The sequence below is a fragment of the Lachnospira intestinalis genome, assembly GCF_040095895.1.
Taxonomy (GTDB): Bacteria; Bacillota; Clostridia; order Lachnospirales; family Lachnospiraceae; genus Lachnospira; species Lachnospira intestinalis.
On sequence record NZ_JBBMFS010000001.1, the window covers coordinates 293,722 to 310,117 of the forward strand.

Sequence of the window (16,396 nt, forward strand, 5' to 3'; positions counted from 1 at the left end):
CTATTAAAAGATAAGAGGATTATACCACAGAAAGGAGAAGAAATGGCAGAAACGAATTTACAGGTTTTTAATTCAGAAGAATTTGGAAACGTCAGAACGGTAATCGTAAATGACGAGCCGATGTTTTGCTTGACTGATGTATGCCGGGCATTGGAAATATCTAACGTGGGAAATGTTAAATCTCGGTTATCTTCAAAGGGTATCCGCAACATGGATACCCTTACGGCAGGCGGAAATCAGAAGCTTATTTACGTGAATGAAGCCAACCTGTACAAAACAATATTTCAGAGCCGCAAGGCAAGCGCAGAGAGATTTACTGACTGGGTAACATCAGAGGTTCTTCCGTCAATCAGAAAGACGGGAAACTACAACATGAATATGACGGATGAGGAAAAAATTCGGCTTATTGCAAAAGGCAATGTGAAGCTGAATGAAAGAATTGACAAGGTTGAAGATAAAATATCTTCCCTTGAAAATGATATGCCGCTGTACGGCTGTGAAATAGATGAAGTGCAGAAGCATATTAAAAGGAAAGTAGTTGATGTTCTTGGCGGCAAGAACACCAGCGCATACAAAGACAGTAGCGTGAGGAGTTCGGTATTTGCGGACATATACCGACAGTTGAAACGCGAATACGGGTGCGTTTCGACATACAAGAGTATAAAACGCAAATACATTGCAGATGTGCATGAGTTTATTGATTGCTATTTGCCGCCGACCGTGCTTTCAGAACAGATTGAAAATTCCAATGCACAGATGTGCATGAGTTTTTAGAAAGGGGTATGAAAATGTATATTAATCCATTTGCGGCAGGAGTGATTTTCACAATCCTCGTTGAAATTGGGCTTGCTTTGGTTTACTCATGGAGTAACGGAAAGGATAAAAAATGAAACAGCCAAAGAAACTTACAAGGCAACAGAAAGAAACGTGTTCTGCACACCACTTAAATGCGGAACATTGGCTTTTGGTTGAAGAAACAGAGTTTTATTTAAAACTTATTAATAAGGAAACCGGAAGCCGGAAAACGATTGACAAATTCACAAAGACTAATAAAGGGAGAAAAAGAAATGAACAAAGAAAAGGTAACAGTACAGGATTGCGTAGAAATGCAGGAAATGAAAAATCAGTCAGTCATTTTGAATGACGGCAAGGTTGTAAGATTTGAAGAAAATCCGAAGCCTAAAAAGGTCCTGTGGTTTTCTCGACACAAAATGACAGAGCCACAGTTAGCCGCACTGGGAAACGTTGAAATCGTGCAGATTGACCGGTCGATTGAATCGGCAAGCGAGTTACAGGAAGAAATCAACGACTGTGACATTATTGCCATTGTCGCGCCTATCGGATTGCAGGCGCAGTTTTTAAAAGTTGCCGGTGACAAGCCAGTAATTGTAGCACTTAATAACAGAGTGCTTGTACCACAGGAAGACGGCGCAGAAGCCAAAGCAGTATTTAATTTTGTCAAGTGGGAAAGACTTGTCAAGATTGATGTTGTAAAAGAAGATTTTAATAATTAAAAGAAAAGAGGACAAAAAAATGAACAAAATTGAAATAAGTGGGAAAGTAACAAAAGAACCGGTTTTCTCTCACGAAAACCATGGTGAAAAATTCTACTCAACACAGATTACAAGTGTGAGGACAAGTGGTGTCCCGGACACACTCAACGTTACATTTTCAGAAATTTTCCTTAAAAATATTAAGGAAGATGAACAAGTTAAAATTTTCGGAGAAATCCGAACAATGAACTATGACGGTCACTGCCACATCTTTGTTTTTGCAAAAGACGTTACAGAGTATCCGGGAAAAGACGGAAATTTTGCGGAACTGGACGGATATATCTGTCGTGAACCAATTTTCCGTGAAACGCCGCTGAACAGAAAAATTACTGACTTACTGGTAGCAAGTAACCGGAAGTACGGCAAATCAGATTATATCCCGTGCGTTGCATGGGGAAGAAAAGCTGTTAAGGCAGGGCTTATGAATGTGGGTGAAAAAATCTCTTGTACCGGCAGATTACAAAGCCGTGAATATCTGAAAAGGTATGAAGACGGCACAGAAGAAATCAAGACAGCCTACGAATTGTCAATCAATAATTTACGAGAGGGGGATTCCGAAAATGGCGAAGATTAAGATTTCGAAGAAACGGTATGAAGCACTTTTGGACACAGAAACAAGAGTTCAAGTGCTTTTGAGCAAAACAAAAGCGGATAAGTACATATCACTGGTGGACATGTACAGAATTTTGGGAAATGAGTTTGAAGCCCAAAAAATTGAAAAAGAAAGGGACAAGGTGGAATGGGATGAGGATTAAGCTGTTAAAAATTATCGTAGAAAATTTCATGTGTTATGCGCATGAAGAATTTAACTTCTTTGATTTAACAAAAATTTTCGCAATGAACGGCAAAGGAAAATCCAGTATTGCTGCAGCATATAAGTGGTGCATGTTTAACTGCGATTATGAATTAAAAGATAATCCGGTTGTGCGCCGGGAAGTAGGCGGAAAGTCCGTTGATGATATGGACACAAGCGTTGAACTTACACTTGACGTTGACGGAAAAGAAATAACTATGAAGAAAGTGCAGAAGCGTACCTACAGTAAGGATGGCAGCAGTTATAAAGACGATAACAAGTATTTCATCAATGATGTTCCTAAGACATTAAAGGATTTCAACGCGTATCTTGGCGTTGATATGAACGTGTTTAAGATGTGTAGTAATGTGAACGCATTTCTTAATCAGAAACCGGCAGACATGAGAGAATATTTATTTGATTTAGTAGAGGACGTTTCTGATATTGATGTAGCACGCCAGCAGACCGAATTAGCCGAGTTAGTTCCATTGTTAGGCAAATATGCGGCAGAGGAATTATTGGCTATGAATAAGGCTACCAAGACCAAAATTACAAAGGATTTGCCTATTCTTGACGGACAGATTAAGGAGAAGGAAAGAGATATTCAGCTCAAACAGGCTATTGATACATCTGACCTTGAATTACAGAAGAACAGCCTTAAAGAGCAGATTGCCGATTGTGTAGCAAAGCAGACTGACAATGATAAGCTGTTATCCGGATATGATAAGGCAAGTACCGATATTATCAATCTTAAATTTGAACTGAATGACATGGGTCGCAAGGCAAATGAAGAAAATTTCAAACAGAGAAGACGGATTGATGATGAAATCGTTGACGTCAAGCGTAAGATTGATGAAATTTCAAGAAGCATTAAAACAGCTAATGATGAAATCGAAAAAGCCAATGCAGTTATTGGCAGATACACGCTTGAATTGCAGGAAGCTAGGGGGACGTGGACGAAATTACATGAAATGCAGTTTGACGAAAATGAAAAAATTTGTCAGATGTGCGGACAGGAGTTGCCGGCAGACAAAGTTGAATTGCTTATTAAAAACTTTGAATCTAAAAAGGCTTCGGCACTTGAAAGCGAAGCTGAAAGGGGCAACAAGATTAAATTTCTTGTGGATTCAGAAAGAGAATCTGTTGCTAAATTGAATGAAGAAATTGCCGCACACGAATCCGAAAAAAAAGAACAGGAAGCGAAGTTAAAAGACCTTGAAAGCCAATTAGCGGCACTTCCAGTTGAAATTGATGTAACAGGTTCAGAGGAATACAAGTCACTTGAAAAGCAGATTGCTGAAAAAGAACAGGCTATGCACAAGGCCAATGACATTTCGGCAATTAAGGTAGAATTAAAGGCACAGGAAACGGATTTAAGACAGCAGTTGTCTGACTGCGAGAATCAGATTGCTAAATCCGATACTTCCGCAGATGAACAGCGGCTTGAAGAATTGAAGAAAACAAGGCTTGATTCTGAACAGAACAAGGCGAACGCAGAAAAGATACTTGCCTTGCTTGAAGAATTGGACAAAGCAAAGAATAAAACGCTGTCAGAAGCTATTAACAGCCATTTTGAATTAGTTGAATGGCAGTTGTTTGAACTGGCTAAGAATGGAAATTACAAATCAGTTTGCATTCCGAAAATTGACGGCAAGTCGATTCTTACGACCGTGTCAAACAAGGGCAACCGAATTTTGGGTAGAGTTGATATTTGCAAGTCAATTCAGAAAATTAGCAGTATTAGCTGTCCGATTTTCCTGGACGACAGTGAAAGCCTGTCAACCGACAATCAGAAACGGGTAGCAGGCATGGTTGACAGCCAGTTGATTATGCTGATTGTGAATGACGGCGATAGATTGGAAATTGTGGAGGTATAACATGAATTTATATGTTTACACATTAAATACTTTTTTTAGCAATAGACCAAAAGGAATACATATAGAAAAGGTTGAAGCACGAGAAACTCCAAAAACATATATGTGTGATTCATATGGTACAGGGTATACCAGCCGTATAAGAAAGCAGGATATAGGGCTGATTATTAACGGCAGAATAATCTTGACAGAACCTAACTTTGAATATGCAAAAAATAAATTCAAGGAAATGGGCGAAGCAACGATTAGACTGCAAAAAGAAAGATTAGAAAACGCCGAAAATGTATTGAGAATTATCAATGAAAGTGAGGAAAATTAAATGAGTAGAGAATTGGAACTTGCAAGAGAGCTTGTGAGAAAGTTAGAAGAAGCAGAAAAGGATAGTAAGGTACAGTTATCAGAATTACAGCCGGGAGAAACGTTTAAAATCGGAGAACATGATTTTATCGTTCTTGAGCAGAACGGTTGCAGTGGCACGACAAATGTAATATCTAAAAGCTTTATGGCAAAGGATATTGTTTTTGACAGCAATACAAGAGATTACAACAAATCTAATCTTAAAAGAGTTATTGAAGAAAACATCCAACCGGTCATTGAATCAGAGATTGGAGCAGGCAACATTATTAAACAGGCAGTTAGCTTAACATCTGTTGATATGCAAGATGAATTTAAGCCTTGTTATTGCAAGGTAAGACCGATAACATTTGACGAAGCAAGAAAGTATAACAATTTGCTTGTTAATAAAGATTTAGACGATTGGTGGTGGACTTGTACGCCTTGGTCTACGGCTGACAGGGGTTGGAAGCGTACAATTTCCGTTGTTTCGCCGTCCGGCAATTTCGACTACAGCAGCTGTTACAGCGGCGGCGGTGTTCGCCCTTTTTGTATCTTAAAATCTAATATCTTTGTATCGAAAGGAGAATGATTGATTATGACATTGACAATGAAAAGTTTACAAGAGCAGATTAATGAATTAAGAAATGAAGTTGCTGTTTTAAAAGCAGTTGAAAAAACAAGAAAGATTCCAGCCGGATTAAGCGCAGGAGATACATTTAAACTTGCTGGGCTTACATGGACAATCCTTGATATTACAGATAAAGGATATATGTGCCTTGCTGACAGATTAGAGGATTCAATGAAATTTGATAGTGAATCAAATAATTGGGTTGGAAGTCAGTTGAGAGAATATCTCAACACAGAATTTATCGAAAAGATTACTAATGAAATAGGAGAAGAAAATATTATTGCATTTAACCGCAATCTTCTTTCACTTGACGGTCAAGATGAATATGGAAACTGCGAAGACACAGTATCTTTATTGACCGTAGATAACTACCGCAAGTACAGAAGCTTTATCCCGAATACTAACGATTGGTGGTGGCTTGCAACACCATGGAGCACAAAGCGTAATGACTGTGAATATTACGTTACCGTTGTTTCGTCGTCCGGCTTTATCGACGACGACTACTGTGGCTGCCTCTACGGTGTTCGCCCTTTTTGTATCTTTTCATCTGAACTCTTTGAATCAGAGGATTAGTAAATGGCAGAAACAGATTTAAAAGTTATTTTAAAAGCAAAAGAACTGGCAGAACATACTTTGAGGATAACTTCAAATTGTAACCGATACCCGAAAAAATACAGATTTTCATTGGTAGATAAAATGCAGAATAAATCACTTAAAATCTATAAATATTTGTATGGAGCCAATCGGACAGACTTGAAATTATATCGCAGAGAACGGTTAGAGTTGCAGACCAAAGCAATAACACATTGCGATGAATTGCTATTTTATATTGAGTTATCAATGAAGCTGAATATCATCAATATTAAGAGTATGGAATACTGGTCTAAGATGGTTTCTGACATTAAACATATGGCGATTGCTTGGAGAACCAAAGACAGAGGAAGATAAAACATTATAGGTGTCGTTCAATGGATTTATATGTAAAAAAATTATTAGAAAGAGAGGAATAGAGATAATGGCAGAGAATACAGCGGTTGCAGAAAAGAAAGAAGCTGAAAGCAGAGAGCTTGTGGCAAAAGATTTTACAGAGGGAATGGTTGTTAAAATTAAGCAAAAAGAGAAATTTGGCTTAACATTCCCTAAAGATTACAACTACACAAACGAGTTTATGTCGGCAATGCTGATTTTGCAGGACACAGTAGATATGAACAAAAAGCCTGTATTGCAGAGTTGCACAAGGGCAAGTATTGAAAATGCACTTGTTGAAATGGTTACGAACGGACTTTCAATGCAGAAAAAACAGTGCTACCCGGTTGCTTATGGCGGTAAGCTACAGTGTCAGAAGTCAGTGTATGGAAACACTTGTATAGCAAGGAGATTTGGACTTAAAGACATTAATGCAGCGGTCATTTACAAGGGAGATGTGTTCAAGTACCACAAAGAGGATGCAAAGACAATTATTGATTGCCACGAACAGAGTTTTGAGAATATCGACAATGACAAGATTGTGGGTGCTTATGCAGTAGCTGTTATGGATGACGGAGAGAAAATATCAGAAGTTATGACCATTGCGCAGATTAAGCAAGCTTGGAAGCAGGGATATGGGTACAAAGAGAATGGGGACGGCGCCCATCAGAAATTTGCTGACCAGATGGCTATGAAAACTGTTAAAAATAGACTTCTTAAATATATCAATAATTCTCATAGTGGTAATGAAAATGAGGATTACGAGGAAATCAGCCACGATGAAATGCTTGAACAGGATGTTGCATACGATATTGAGCAGAACGCAAACACAGTAGATTTTGACGAATCAGACATTATCGACACCACAGCCACAGAAGTAACCGAAGAACAGGAAGAAGATAGTGCATTACCGCCATTTATGCAGGAGTAAGCCTATGAAATCAGCAAGTTTAGAACAGATGATGGCTGATATGAATAATGGCACTTATGACTTGACTTGCAACGGAGAATGTACTCAATGTGGCAATTGTTGCAGTAACTTACTTCCTATGACAGAAGATGAAATTACAACAATCCACAAGCACATAAAGAAGCACCGCATTAAGGAACACAGGCATAATTATCCGACAGCTACACCAACAATGGATATGACTTGTCCGTTCCTTAATGATGATAAGTCAAAAGAAAAACACGAGATTTATTCAGTCAGACCTAGGATTTGCAGAGAGTTTATCTGTTGTCCGAGTAAAAGACCACCGATTGATGATTGGGGTTACAAATTAAAGTGTAAGACAGTTGATGTCAGAAAGGAGTTTTTTAAATGAGAGTAATATCACAGGACGGAACAATAGATGTTCCTTATGAAATGGTAGTTATTCAGAAGTTCAGAAATGCTATTTATTTCTTGAACCGTAATTTAACAGGAGTAGAAGGCTTGATTAATGACATTGCGTTGGCTGAATATTCCACTAAAGAAAAGGCAATTAAGGCTATGGAAATGCTGAGAGAAGCATACGCAGGAAAGCCAAAATTAAATGTAGACAAAATCCCTAACTTAACACCACAGGAGTTTGGAGAAAAATTAGGAATTGGCGATATTCTACTTTGCAATAAAGTTAATGCAGATGTCAGTTTTTCAAGCAATTACTATTTTCAGTTTCCACAGGATGATGAAATCGAGGTGTGATTATGGCAAAACACACAATGCAAGAATTATACCAATGGCAGGCATTACCGCTGAATATCAAGGTTTTAATGACGGCAGAGAGAATAAGGAACTGGGTAAATGAACACGGAAATATGAATATTAAGTATTAAAGGAGTGAAATGTAAATATGAAACAAAATCCAATAATAATTGCGTGCGAATCGTGCGGAAAGCCACAGCAAAAAGATGAATCACGTTCTAACGAAAATTGGAATGTTTATGACACAAAAGCTGTTTGTGAGTGTGGTGGAAAATTCAAAATAATGTTAAGAGAGGATGCAGAAAAATTAAGGAATGAAACTTAAATGTATAGCAACAGGAAGTACAGGGAACTGCTATACCTTAACTTCCGACAATGAAGAAACACTTATCCTTGATTGTGGAATCTCAATTAAGGAAATCAAGAAAGGCTTGGATTGGAACATAAGAAATGTGGTTGGCTGCATAGTCAGCCACGTTCATTCAGACCACAGCAAGTCAGTAAAGGATTTTGAAGCTATGGGAATACCAGTATTTGCCCCATACATAAGCGAAAAACCTATGAAAATTGGTAATGGAGATTTTAGAGTACAGGCATTTGACCTAACAACAATAGACGGAAGCTGGACACATACCAATGCAGACGGAACACCTTGCCCGATATTCGGATTTCTGATTACTCACAAGGAAATGGGGAGAATGCTTTACATAACCGATTGCGAATTAATCAAGTGGAAGTTTAAAGACATAAACCACATTCTCTTAGGTGTGAATTATGACAAGGATTTAATCGACAGGGATAACACAGGCAAAGCTAATCACGTTTTCAGAGGTCACTTATCCATTGACACAGCTTGCGATTTTGTTAAAGCAAATCATTCAGACAGCTTGCAGAACGTCATAATGTGCCATCTATCAGGTGAAAATTCTGATAGAGATAGTTTTATTGAGAAGATGAAAAAGGTTGCTTATGGGTCAAATGTGAGTGTTGCAGAAGCCAATAAAGAATGGATTCTAAAAAATCCGAATGAATGCCCGTTTTAGAAAGGAGATTAAATGTTAAAACATCTTAAATTTTGCCATGTGATTGGTGGAAAATATAATTTTGATTGTCACCTTTATTTAAGCGATATCGCTATTGAGAACTACAAAAATATAGGTTGCAAAGTCAAAATTTTGTTTGATTCAGAAAGGAGTAAACAAGCATGAAAGTCAAAGAATTAATCGAAGAATTAAGCAGATACAATCCTAATGCAGAGGTTGAATGTACATATAGCAATGATACGTTTAACATTAATGAAATTGTGGATAAAACGTTTGCAACATTTTATCCTACGGTACTTATAGGGATTGAAAATCAAAATCCGAAAGGAAACTAGAAAACATGATTAAAGGTAGAAAAGTCTACGACCCACTAACTAATACTTGGAGTACTGAATATTGGATTGTGGACGATAAAGGAAATTTAGAAAGGAGTAGAAATGAATATCGATGATTTTATAAAACGTGCGAAAGAAAAAGCAGAAGAATATAAATATCGTGCGAGCTTTTTTGAGAGCAGTAATCCCATGAATACAGCTTGCATTAAAGTCGCAAAAGACCATGAACAGTTAGCTGAATGGCTTGAAAAATCCAAGGAATATCAGCAGCTAGAGAAACAGGGAAAGCTAATCAAGATACCGCTTGAAGCGTACTGCATTGTGGATTTTGAAGTACGAAAAGGCTTTGTATTAGAGGAAACATATCATATGAGTAGAAAACCTTTGCTAGTTGTTCGATATGATGATAACACTCTCAAAAGCCATAGTGGATACTTAGGAATTTCAGTATTCCTCACAGAATCCGAAGCAGAAGCAAAACTGAAAGAATTGAGAGGTAGAGAAAATGAAAGTAGTAATTGACGTCCCTAAAGATTTCACAGGAGATTATATTGTTGACAAATTCAAAGATTTATTTTCAAGGGTTATTGCAGATATTGATTGCAAAGGTATGTGTGGTAGATACGAGAAAGAAATTGCTGAAATGTTTTTAAAAGCATTTGATGATAGCGAAGAAAAAACTTCTTGCAACTGCCAACGCAACAGCAATCCAAGAGATAATGAGCCTTGTTGCAGATGTGATAGCAGAAAGACCAATGCCGACAGAATAAGGAATATGTCGGATGAAGAGTTGGCGGAGTTTCTAGCTGTTCACGATTTAGCATTAAATGGCAACGATTTACCAATGCTTACTGATTGGTTTGAATGGCTTCAATCAGAAGCGGAATAGGAGAGAATATGGAAGATAGATATTTATTCAAAACAAAGCGAAAAGATACCAACGAATGGGCTATCGGAAATTTGATTCACACTTTTACTGGCATGCCTTATATCGTTACAGAATACGACCACATATTGAATTTTATTACTATCGATGAAGTTGACGAACGTACAGTATGCCAATGTACAGGACTAAAAGATAAAAACGGAAATATGATGTACGAAAATGATATTGTAAAAAGAACTGATAAGCCTAAGGCAGGAGAACCTACAATCGGTATAATTGAATACGATATTGCCAACACAGCGTTCCTTATTCGCTGGATAGACAATCCTAATTATTCGCCGACTTTTCCATGGAAAGAAAAAATTGAAGTTATTGGCAACATTTTTGACAATAAAGATTTGTTAGAAAGTGAGAAATAATATGGCAAGAATATTTAGATTTAGTGGTTATTTAGTTTCCAATCGTGAGAATATCTCGCTAGAAGATATATATGATGACATAAGTAATGTGGGATATGCTGAAAACTGGCAACAGTTACATATCGAACAGTCGGAAGAATTTAATCTTGATGGCGAAGATAAGCCGAACTGTGACCTTGCGTTACTCACAAGGCATTTTAAAAGTTTTTGTGATAGTGCTTATAATTTTGACCGACCTATTCCGCAGAAAGGCGAGAAATATAAGCATTTCAAGATTGGCAAGATTGTTACTATTATCGGTATTTCAAGGCACACAGAAACAGAAGAAATATCAGTTGTATATGAACATGAGGGACATATCTGGAACAGACCTCTTGAAATGTTTATGAGCGAGGTTGACAAGGAGAAATATCCTAATGCAGAACAGAAATACAGATTTGAATTAGCAGAAAGCGAGGAAAAATAGATGAATCGTGTAATTTTATGTGGCAGGCTGACTAGAGAGCCGGAGGTAAGATATTCACAGACGGCAAGCGGAAGTATGGCGGTAGCAAGGTACACATTAGCTGTTGACCGTAAATTCAAAAAAGAGGGCGAGCAGAATGCAGATTTTATTAATTGCATTGCGTTTGGAAAATCGGGAGAATTTGCCGAAAAATATTTCTTTAAGGGAATAAAAATTGCAATCAGCGGCAGGATTCAGACTGGAAGTTATACGAACAAAGACGGTCAGAGAGTTTACACGACTGATGTAGTTGTTGAAGAACAGGAGTTCTGCGAAAGCAAACAGAATCAGCAGAGTAGCGGCATAATTCAGCCGAACAGTAATGTTGACAGCAATGGATTTATGAGTATCCCAGACGGAGTGGAAGATGAGGGATTACCATTTAATTAAAGAGGTGTGAGTATGAAAGAGAGTGAAGCAATTAAAGAGTTTCATCAGAATATTGATATGCCATTTGGAAGTAACATATCAAGAGAAGCGTCTGAACTTGCAGTATGGGCGCTTGAAAAGCAGATACCAATGAAACCTATTTTAAAAAATGGAGAAAACGGGAGTTTTGTTGATTATGAAAATGGACACGGAGAATACAAAGTAACAAAATGGCAAGATTGGGTATGCCCTATTTGCGGTTGGTTTGTCGGACAGAGATATAATCGGTCTCAAAACCATTCACACGACCAAAGGAAATGTAATTACTGCAATGAGTGCGGTCAAAAAATTGATTGGAGTGATGAAATTTGAATTATCAAAGCATTAGGCAGGCAAAAGCGATTGAACAGAACAATAAAAAACGCTTATTAGAAGTCAATCCAAAACTTGACGAGGAGAGCGGCATATACTTTTTGACACGAATTGATGAAAACGGATTCAAGTATGCCTATATCGGGCAGGCTGTACATATTCTGACAAGGCTTGCACAGCACCTTGTCGGATACCAACATATTGACCTTTCACTCAAAAAGCACAAATTGTACTCAAAAAGCAATCCTTGTGGCTGGAAGATAGGATTTCTGCATTTTCCTAAGTCGGAACTGGATAAACAGGAACAGCATTATATCAAAGCATATGCCGATTATGGTTATCAGTTGCGAAATAAAACAAGCGGTTCGCAGGGCGAGGGCAAGGCACAGATTGATGATTACAAGCCGTCTAAAGGCTACCGTGACGGCATACAGCAGGGCAGAAAGAATCTTGCAAAGGAACTGTCACACATTGCAGAAAAACACCTCAAAATCGAAATCAGAGAAGACAAGAGGTGTAACAAGGTGTCGCAGAAGCAGTATGAGAAGTTTATGGATTTATTGAAAGTGGGTGAAAGTGATGAGCAGTAAGTTGCACAAAATACCGCATTTTAATTCTTACGATGATATAAGAGCTGAAATGCAAAACGATTTACAGTACAGGCTTGCGAATAGAACAGATAAAACGTTCCTTGGCAGACCTCTATATTATCGAATAAATGTACAGTTGATATTAACACAGGAATGTCCTTATAACTGTCCATTCTGTTTAGAGAGGAAGAACCCTATGCAGGGCGAAAATGATTTTAAGGCACAGATTGAAGCATTAAAAATGGTGTTGTCAGAACATCCGAACGCAAGATTTTCAATCACAGGCGGTGAGCCGGGGTTATATCCTAGCCATGTATCAGAAATTATTGATACATACAGAAAACATAGTAATAATGTGTTTTGCTCAATCAATACAACTGGATATTCAAAGGAGCTTAACGGATTAGCACATATCAACTTATCATATAACGATTATGTGCATAAAAGCCCTATTGATTTCCCTAATTGTACAGTCCAAACAGTAGTTGAAAATCCAACGATTGAATATATTAAGGAATTTATGCAGATGGAAGCTGATAATTTTTCATTCAGATTTTTAAGCGGTCTCGAAAAGAAAGATTATTCAGTGGATATATGGAATGATTTACAGAATGATGATGATATTGATATTCATACATTTAGGATTGGTGATTTCTTTGTATATGCTACATTTGATTATATGGGAAAACATGCAAGATTAACATTAGGAGATATGTGGCAGCAGAGAAACAATGATTATAAAGATGGATACTCAAATATTATTATTCATCCTGATGGAACTATTGGAACTAATTGGAGATAAGAAAGTAGGTGATTTAGTTGAAAGATAACCAGTGCAGAGCTTACAAACGCACATACAAATGCCCGAAAGACAAGTGTGACGGCTGTCATCGGCGCATGAGCAGATTCTACTTGATACAGGAAATTGTAGAAATTTTGATGAAATCAGACACACCAATTGGAGAGGATTAATGCAAATGAAAATCAAAAGCATAATAAAAGGAATCGTAAGAGGTTTAGTCGTAATAATGTTTGCCACAGGAACATTTGTGATTTGCAAATTGATGATTTCCGTATATTTTCATCAGATTATTACATTTCTGCTTGTAGTTGCGGCTATATCACTGATATGCTGGGCATTTGAGTGATAGGAAAGGATATGACATGACAAAAAATGGACAGTTTGAAATAACTGATTTTTTAAGAAAGGAAAGCCGATTATGACAGATGATACAAAACACGAAATACAAATCTTACTTGACCTGTTAAAATCCAGCCTTACACGGAACGGTGTAAGCATGGCAACTGACAGAGAGGAAAATTTGATGTTTTTTGATACCGCAGAATATAACCGAAGCGGTGGCAAGTCATTTGACGGATTTAGAATCAATATTAATGATTTAGTAAAGTAACGAAGCAACGGAACTTGAATAACAGATAAGGGGCGATAATATGGCAATATATCGAAATGTCCAATTGGCATTTTGGACGGATAGCAAAGTTGAAGACGATTTTACACCGGAAGACAAGTATTTTTACATGTACATTTTAACTAATCCACAGACGAATATCTGCGGGTGCTACGAAGTGAATTTTTCGCAAATGGCAAGACATACAGGCTATAGCAAAGACACTATCGTAAGGCTTCTTGAGCGGTTCGACAAAGTACATAATGTTATAAAATACGATTCAAATACGAAAGAGATACTGATATTGCGGTGGTACAAATACAATTGGAATAAATCGGAAAAAGTTCTTGCAGGAGTATTGAGTGCGGCAAAACGGATTAAATCTGAAAAATTCAGAAAATACGTTAATGATATTGTTGATTCAATCAGAAATGACACGCCATTATTAGACCACAGCATTGAAGAAACATCTGATACCAATTTGCCCGACAATGCAAATGAAAAGGGAAACAACGTGGTGTATATGAATGTTATCGACTACTTGAATAAAAGATGTAATACTAAATACCGATACAATGCGCAGGCAACAAAACGGCATATACACGCAAGGATAGAAGACGGGTATAAAGAATCTGATTTTTACGAGGTAATAGACAAAAAGGCGGCCGAATGGTTGGGTACGGATATGGAAAAATATTTGCGACCGGAAACCTTGTTCGGAACAAAATTTGAAAATTATTTGAACCAAAATATAGTACCTAATAAAAATTTTAGCAAGGGTACTATTGATTGGGACAATGTGTAAAGGCAGGTGGCAATGATTGACAAGAGAAGAAACAGTCAAAATCATTCGGATTATGTGCGACAGCTATCCGAATTATAAGCCGAACAATATTTCGGAAACGGTTGACGTGTGGTGCATGATGTTAGAGGATTACAACTACAATCAAATTTCGGTTGCGTTAAAAGCTTACGTAACATCGGATACAAGCGGATTTGCGCCGAGTATAGGAGAGCTGATAGCAAAAATACAAATGATTTCACAGCCGCAGGAATTGAATGAAATGGAAGCATGGAGTTTAGTGAGTAAAGCATTGCGGAATGGCACATATGGTGCAGCTGAGGAGTTTTCAAGGCTTCCGCCGACCGTTCAAGAAGCTGTTGGGAATCCCGACAATCTAAGAAATTGGGCAACGTCCGATTACAAAGCGATTGAAACCGTAATACAGTCCAATTTTATCAAAACTTACAGAAGCGTTACAAGCCGGACAGAAGAAATTAAAAGAGTGCCGGCAGAAATTCAGAAACTTATCGAAAAAGTAAATCAAAATTCACTAAAGGCTCAAATCGAGCAAAAATACCAAAATAATACAAATTTTCTTTCGGACAAGAATAAGCCGTCTATGAGCGATACAGAAGACGTAGAAGCATATTCAGAACCGCCGAAAGAGTTTGAAGTTTTAAAGGACAATTTGAGGAAATAAAATGGCATTAACGCAAAAAGAAATTAGTCATAATTGTTACAAAAGGCGCAAGGACAATGGGTTGTGTCCACGTTGCGGCAAGCCACTCGACAGAATCGGGCATTATTGCACTAATTGTTTAAAAAAATCAAACGAATATTCGAGAGAAGTTCGTGAGTGGTGCAAGCAAAACGGGATTTGCCCGGAGTGCAAAAAAAACAAGTTATTCGGTGATGAGCATATTTGCCCGGAATGTTTGGCAAGAAAAGCTATGTACCGCGCAAACAATCCCATATCCGATGAAAAACAAAAACAATACAATGAGAGATTCAAAAAACAGCAGCGGGCGCTGTACCAGCAACGAAAAGAACAAGGTATTTGTACCCGTTGTGGTAAACGTCCAGCGGCAAAGCCTAAAGCCAAATGTGCAGTATGCTTAAAAAAGAACGCTCAAGCGCATAAAAAGCAATATTACGACAAAATAGATATAAAAGAGTATCGCAAAGCTAATAATCTATGCTACCACTGCGGCAATCCTATAGACCGTGAAACAGGGCAGTTGTGCCAATCGTGTTGGGATAAATTCCGTGAAAATGGATTAAAAAGCCCACATGATAATACATACTGGCGGCAGGACAATAACATAGTTTTTAAATGGAATCGAGGTGCTAAAAATGAACATAAATAGTGCAACTGACAAAGGCTGTGATAAATGCAAGCATAAGTTTTATTTAGGCACAAATAAGCAAGGTGCGGCAATTTACGGTTGTAAAAACCGTACTGGTAAATGCCCGGAGCGCAAAAACAAATAATTGAAAGGAAACGGCTTATGAAAATTTCAGAATTGACTAAGCCGGAGCTTGAAAAAATCATTGAAAATGCCAATTTTACAGATGAAGAAGAAAGAATTTTTAAATTGCTTTCAAAAGGGAACACTATAACACAGATAGCAATTCGGGTATCACTTTGTGAAAGAACTGTTAATCGAAAAGTTATTAAAATCAAGCAAAAAATTAAGCGATTGGAGGATATTTTATGATTAATGTTACTCAAAATGGTAAAAATGTAGACATGGAAGAATTAACATTGCCGGACAGTATCGTTAAAATGATTGCAGAGATAATTGACAAGTAAATTTTAGATGTGTAAAATGTGCTGTATCGTGATA

General features: G+C 37.5%; 31 protein-coding genes. All 31 read left to right on the forward strand.

What is annotated here, in order from left to right; translation table 11 throughout:
• Nucleotides 1-42 precede the first annotated feature (42 nt).
• The 31 genes from WMO37_RS01350 (at nt 43) to WMO37_RS01495 (ending at nt 16,267) form a co-directional block, all read left to right on the forward strand.
• Nucleotides 43-774 (forward strand): ORF6C domain-containing protein, encoded by a 732-nt coding sequence (locus tag WMO37_RS01350; RefSeq protein ID WP_349154107.1) that lies wholly within the window; start codon nt 43-45, stop codon nt 772-774.
• A 112-nt stretch (nt 775-886) separates the two neighbouring features.
• The gene (locus WMO37_RS14905; protein ID WP_436970242.1) at nt 887-1,144 is read left to right on the forward strand and encodes a DUF6906 family protein; all 258 of its coding nucleotides are present in this window, start codon (nt 887-889) and stop codon (nt 1,142-1,144) included.
• The gene (locus WMO37_RS01355; protein ID WP_349154108.1) at nt 1,068-1,514 is read left to right on the forward strand and encodes a hypothetical protein; all 447 of its coding nucleotides are present in this window, start codon (nt 1,068-1,070) and stop codon (nt 1,512-1,514) included. The genes WMO37_RS14905 and WMO37_RS01355 overlap by 77 nt, the downstream gene beginning before the upstream one ends.
• A 19-nt stretch (nt 1,515-1,533) precedes the next feature.
• A complete protein-coding gene (locus WMO37_RS01360; protein ID WP_349154109.1) occupies nt 1,534-2,127 on the forward strand; it encodes a single-stranded DNA-binding protein in 594 nt (197 codons plus the stop codon).
• The gene (locus tag WMO37_RS01365; protein WP_349154110.1) at nt 2,114-2,308 is read left to right on the forward strand and encodes a hypothetical protein; all 195 of its coding nucleotides are present in this window, start codon (nt 2,114-2,116) and stop codon (nt 2,306-2,308) included. Before WMO37_RS01360 ends, WMO37_RS01365 begins: the two co-directional genes overlap by 14 nt.
• Entirely contained in the window at nt 2,298-4,223 is a 1,926-nt protein-coding gene (locus tag WMO37_RS01370; protein ID WP_349154111.1) for an AAA family ATPase, read from the forward strand. The genes WMO37_RS01365 and WMO37_RS01370 overlap by 11 nt, the downstream gene beginning before the upstream one ends.
• Nucleotide 4,224: 1 nt before the next feature.
• Nucleotides 4,225-4,539, forward strand: coding sequence for a hypothetical protein (locus tag WMO37_RS01375; RefSeq protein WP_349154112.1), 315 nt, complete (start codon nt 4,225-4,227; stop codon nt 4,537-4,539).
• Nucleotides 4,540-5,145, forward strand: coding sequence for a DUF6273 domain-containing protein (locus WMO37_RS01380; RefSeq protein ID WP_349154113.1), 606 nt, complete (start codon nt 4,540-4,542; stop codon nt 5,143-5,145). It abuts the gene before it with no gap.
• Nucleotides 5,146-5,151: 6 nt separating this feature from the next.
• A complete protein-coding gene (locus tag WMO37_RS01385) occupies nt 5,152-5,757 on the forward strand; it encodes a hypothetical protein (protein ID WP_349154114.1) in 606 nt (201 codons plus the stop codon).
• 3 nt (nt 5,758-5,760) lie between these two features.
• Nucleotides 5,761-6,132: a four helix bundle protein gene (locus WMO37_RS01390; protein ID WP_349154115.1), complete on the forward strand. Its 372-nt coding sequence runs from the start codon at nt 5,761-5,763 to the stop codon at nt 6,130-6,132.
• Nucleotides 6,133-6,199: 67 nt separating this feature from the next.
• Nucleotides 6,200-7,081 carry a recombinase RecT gene (locus WMO37_RS01395; RefSeq protein ID WP_349154116.1) on the forward strand — a complete coding sequence of 294 codons (882 nt, stop codon included), beginning with the start codon at nt 6,200-6,202 and terminating at the stop codon, nt 7,079-7,081.
• 4 nt (nt 7,082-7,085) lie between these two features.
• Nucleotides 7,086-7,475: a YkgJ family cysteine cluster protein gene (locus WMO37_RS01400; protein WP_349154117.1), complete on the forward strand. Its 390-nt coding sequence runs from the start codon at nt 7,086-7,088 to the stop codon at nt 7,473-7,475.
• Complete coding sequence (locus WMO37_RS01405; RefSeq protein WP_349154118.1) at nt 7,472-7,837, forward strand: hypothetical protein; 366 nt, start codon at nt 7,472-7,474, stop codon at nt 7,835-7,837. Before WMO37_RS01400 ends, WMO37_RS01405 begins: the two co-directional genes overlap by 4 nt.
• Nucleotides 7,838-7,839: 2 nt before the next feature.
• Nucleotides 7,840-7,968 carry a hypothetical protein gene (locus tag WMO37_RS01410; RefSeq protein WP_349154119.1) on the forward strand — a complete coding sequence of 43 codons (129 nt, stop codon included), beginning with the start codon at nt 7,840-7,842 and terminating at the stop codon, nt 7,966-7,968.
• A gap of 17 nt (nt 7,969-7,985) precedes the next feature.
• Nucleotides 7,986-8,162 carry a hypothetical protein gene (locus WMO37_RS01415; protein ID WP_349154120.1) on the forward strand — a complete coding sequence of 59 codons (177 nt, stop codon included), beginning with the start codon at nt 7,986-7,988 and terminating at the stop codon, nt 8,160-8,162.
• The gene (locus tag WMO37_RS01420) at nt 8,152-8,880 is read left to right on the forward strand and encodes an MBL fold metallo-hydrolase (RefSeq protein WP_349154121.1); all 729 of its coding nucleotides are present in this window, start codon (nt 8,152-8,154) and stop codon (nt 8,878-8,880) included. Before WMO37_RS01415 ends, WMO37_RS01420 begins: the two co-directional genes overlap by 11 nt.
• Before the next feature lie 161 nt (nt 8,881-9,041).
• Nucleotides 9,042-9,215 carry a hypothetical protein gene (locus WMO37_RS01425; RefSeq protein ID WP_349154122.1) on the forward strand — a complete coding sequence of 58 codons (174 nt, stop codon included), beginning with the start codon at nt 9,042-9,044 and terminating at the stop codon, nt 9,213-9,215.
• Between the two features lie 102 nt (nt 9,216-9,317).
• Nucleotides 9,318-9,737 carry a hypothetical protein gene (locus tag WMO37_RS01430; RefSeq protein WP_349154123.1) on the forward strand — a complete coding sequence of 140 codons (420 nt, stop codon included), beginning with the start codon at nt 9,318-9,320 and terminating at the stop codon, nt 9,735-9,737.
• Nucleotides 9,721-10,104 carry a hypothetical protein gene (locus WMO37_RS01435; RefSeq protein WP_349154124.1) on the forward strand — a complete coding sequence of 128 codons (384 nt, stop codon included), beginning with the start codon at nt 9,721-9,723 and terminating at the stop codon, nt 10,102-10,104. The genes WMO37_RS01430 and WMO37_RS01435 overlap by 17 nt, the downstream gene beginning before the upstream one ends.
• A gap of 8 nt (nt 10,105-10,112) precedes the next feature.
• Nucleotides 10,113-10,520 (forward strand): YopX family protein, encoded by a 408-nt coding sequence (locus tag WMO37_RS01440; RefSeq protein ID WP_349154125.1) that lies wholly within the window; start codon nt 10,113-10,115, stop codon nt 10,518-10,520.
• Nucleotide 10,521: 1 nt separating this feature from the next.
• Complete coding sequence (locus tag WMO37_RS01445) at nt 10,522-10,986, forward strand: DUF1653 domain-containing protein (RefSeq protein ID WP_349154126.1); 465 nt, start codon at nt 10,522-10,524, stop codon at nt 10,984-10,986.
• Nucleotides 10,987-11,415: a single-stranded DNA-binding protein gene (locus WMO37_RS01450; protein ID WP_349154127.1), complete on the forward strand. Its 429-nt coding sequence runs from the start codon at nt 10,987-10,989 to the stop codon at nt 11,413-11,415.
• Between the two features lie 12 nt (nt 11,416-11,427).
• Nucleotides 11,428-11,766, forward strand: a complete 339-nt coding sequence (locus WMO37_RS01455) for a hypothetical protein (protein WP_349154128.1) — start codon at nt 11,428-11,430, stop codon at nt 11,764-11,766.
• Entirely contained in the window at nt 11,763-12,356 is a 594-nt protein-coding gene (locus WMO37_RS01460) for a GIY-YIG nuclease family protein (protein ID WP_349154129.1), read from the forward strand. The genes WMO37_RS01455 and WMO37_RS01460 overlap by 4 nt, the downstream gene beginning before the upstream one ends.
• Nucleotides 12,346-13,158 carry a radical SAM family protein gene (locus tag WMO37_RS01465; protein WP_349154130.1) on the forward strand — a complete coding sequence of 271 codons (813 nt, stop codon included), beginning with the start codon at nt 12,346-12,348 and terminating at the stop codon, nt 13,156-13,158. Before WMO37_RS01460 ends, WMO37_RS01465 begins: the two co-directional genes overlap by 11 nt.
• A gap of 175 nt (nt 13,159-13,333) precedes the next feature.
• On the forward strand, nt 13,334-13,504 hold the full coding sequence (locus tag WMO37_RS01470; RefSeq protein ID WP_349154131.1) for a hypothetical protein: 171 nt from the start codon (nt 13,334-13,336) through the stop codon (nt 13,502-13,504).
• Nucleotides 13,505-13,576: 72 nt separating this feature from the next.
• Complete coding sequence (locus WMO37_RS01475) at nt 13,577-13,768, forward strand: hypothetical protein (RefSeq protein ID WP_349154132.1); 192 nt, start codon at nt 13,577-13,579, stop codon at nt 13,766-13,768.
• A 40-nt stretch (nt 13,769-13,808) separates the two neighbouring features.
• Nucleotides 13,809-14,570, forward strand: coding sequence for a conserved phage C-terminal domain-containing protein (locus WMO37_RS01480; protein ID WP_349154133.1), 762 nt, complete (start codon nt 13,809-13,811; stop codon nt 14,568-14,570).
• Between the two features lie 16 nt (nt 14,571-14,586).
• On the forward strand, nt 14,587-15,249 hold the full coding sequence (locus WMO37_RS01485; RefSeq protein ID WP_349154134.1) for a replicative helicase loader/inhibitor: 663 nt from the start codon (nt 14,587-14,589) through the stop codon (nt 15,247-15,249).
• A 1-nt stretch (nt 15,250) separates the two neighbouring features.
• Complete coding sequence (locus WMO37_RS01490) at nt 15,251-15,916, forward strand: hypothetical protein (protein ID WP_349154135.1); 666 nt, start codon at nt 15,251-15,253, stop codon at nt 15,914-15,916.
• Between the two features lie 141 nt (nt 15,917-16,057).
• Nucleotides 16,058-16,267: a LuxR C-terminal-related transcriptional regulator gene (locus WMO37_RS01495; RefSeq protein WP_349154136.1), complete on the forward strand. Its 210-nt coding sequence runs from the start codon at nt 16,058-16,060 to the stop codon at nt 16,265-16,267.
• Nucleotides 16,268-16,396 lie beyond the last annotated feature (129 nt).

What these genes read in the sequence shown, in the direction of transcription:
- WMO37_RS01365 (WP_349154110.1), top strand. Translation starts at nt 2,114, where the DNA reads ATGGCGAAGATTAAGATTTCGAAGAAACGGTATGAAGCACTTTTGGAC.
- WMO37_RS01455 (WP_349154128.1), top strand. Translation starts at nt 11,428, where the DNA reads ATGAAAGAGAGTGAAGCAATTAAAGAGTTTCATCAGAATATTGATATG.
- WMO37_RS01415 (WP_349154120.1), top strand. Translation starts at nt 7,986, where the DNA reads ATGAAACAAAATCCAATAATAATTGCGTGCGAATCGTGCGGAAAGCCA.
- WMO37_RS01450 (WP_349154127.1), top strand. Translation starts at nt 10,987, where the DNA reads ATGAATCGTGTAATTTTATGTGGCAGGCTGACTAGAGAGCCGGAGGTA.
- WMO37_RS01470 (WP_349154131.1), top strand. Translation starts at nt 13,334, where the DNA reads ATGAAAATCAAAAGCATAATAAAAGGAATCGTAAGAGGTTTAGTCGTA.
- WMO37_RS01390 (WP_349154115.1), top strand. Translation starts at nt 5,761, where the DNA reads ATGGCAGAAACAGATTTAAAAGTTATTTTAAAAGCAAAAGAACTGGCA.
- WMO37_RS01425 (WP_349154122.1), top strand. Translation starts at nt 9,042, where the DNA reads ATGAAAGTCAAAGAATTAATCGAAGAATTAAGCAGATACAATCCTAAT.
- WMO37_RS01395 (WP_349154116.1), top strand. Translation starts at nt 6,200, where the DNA reads ATGGCAGAGAATACAGCGGTTGCAGAAAAGAAAGAAGCTGAAAGCAGA.
- WMO37_RS01355 (WP_349154108.1), top strand. Translation starts at nt 1,068, where the DNA reads ATGAACAAAGAAAAGGTAACAGTACAGGATTGCGTAGAAATGCAGGAA.
- WMO37_RS01465 (WP_349154130.1), top strand. Translation starts at nt 12,346, where the DNA reads ATGAGCAGTAAGTTGCACAAAATACCGCATTTTAATTCTTACGATGAT.
- WMO37_RS01410 (WP_349154119.1), top strand. Translation starts at nt 7,840, where the DNA reads ATGGCAAAACACACAATGCAAGAATTATACCAATGGCAGGCATTACCG.
- WMO37_RS01350 (WP_349154107.1), top strand. Translation starts at nt 43, where the DNA reads ATGGCAGAAACGAATTTACAGGTTTTTAATTCAGAAGAATTTGGAAAC.
- WMO37_RS01420 (WP_349154121.1), top strand. Translation starts at nt 8,152, where the DNA reads ATGAAACTTAAATGTATAGCAACAGGAAGTACAGGGAACTGCTATACC.
- WMO37_RS01480 (WP_349154133.1), top strand. Translation starts at nt 13,809, where the DNA reads ATGGCAATATATCGAAATGTCCAATTGGCATTTTGGACGGATAGCAAA.
- WMO37_RS01490 (WP_349154135.1), top strand. Translation starts at nt 15,251, where the DNA reads ATGGCATTAACGCAAAAAGAAATTAGTCATAATTGTTACAAAAGGCGC.
- WMO37_RS01435 (WP_349154124.1), top strand. Translation starts at nt 9,721, where the DNA reads ATGAAAGTAGTAATTGACGTCCCTAAAGATTTCACAGGAGATTATATT.
- WMO37_RS01375 (WP_349154112.1), top strand. Translation starts at nt 4,225, where the DNA reads ATGAATTTATATGTTTACACATTAAATACTTTTTTTAGCAATAGACCA.
- WMO37_RS01440 (WP_349154125.1), top strand. Translation starts at nt 10,113, where the DNA reads ATGGAAGATAGATATTTATTCAAAACAAAGCGAAAAGATACCAACGAA.
- WMO37_RS01380 (WP_349154113.1), top strand. Translation starts at nt 4,540, where the DNA reads ATGAGTAGAGAATTGGAACTTGCAAGAGAGCTTGTGAGAAAGTTAGAA.
- WMO37_RS01400 (WP_349154117.1), top strand. Translation starts at nt 7,086, where the DNA reads ATGAAATCAGCAAGTTTAGAACAGATGATGGCTGATATGAATAATGGC.
- WMO37_RS01475 (WP_349154132.1), top strand. Translation starts at nt 13,577, where the DNA reads ATGACAGATGATACAAAACACGAAATACAAATCTTACTTGACCTGTTA.
- WMO37_RS01385 (WP_349154114.1), top strand. Translation starts at nt 5,152, where the DNA reads ATGACATTGACAATGAAAAGTTTACAAGAGCAGATTAATGAATTAAGA.
- WMO37_RS14905 (WP_436970242.1), top strand. Translation starts at nt 887, where the DNA reads ATGAAACAGCCAAAGAAACTTACAAGGCAACAGAAAGAAACGTGTTCT.
- WMO37_RS01445 (WP_349154126.1), top strand. Translation starts at nt 10,522, where the DNA reads ATGGCAAGAATATTTAGATTTAGTGGTTATTTAGTTTCCAATCGTGAG.
- WMO37_RS01405 (WP_349154118.1), top strand. Translation starts at nt 7,472, where the DNA reads ATGAGAGTAATATCACAGGACGGAACAATAGATGTTCCTTATGAAATG.
- WMO37_RS01495 (WP_349154136.1), top strand. Translation starts at nt 16,058, where the DNA reads ATGAAAATTTCAGAATTGACTAAGCCGGAGCTTGAAAAAATCATTGAA.
- WMO37_RS01370 (WP_349154111.1), top strand. Translation starts at nt 2,298, where the DNA reads ATGAGGATTAAGCTGTTAAAAATTATCGTAGAAAATTTCATGTGTTAT.
- WMO37_RS01430 (WP_349154123.1), top strand. Translation starts at nt 9,318, where the DNA reads ATGAATATCGATGATTTTATAAAACGTGCGAAAGAAAAAGCAGAAGAA.
- WMO37_RS01360 (WP_349154109.1), top strand. Translation starts at nt 1,534, where the DNA reads ATGAACAAAATTGAAATAAGTGGGAAAGTAACAAAAGAACCGGTTTTC.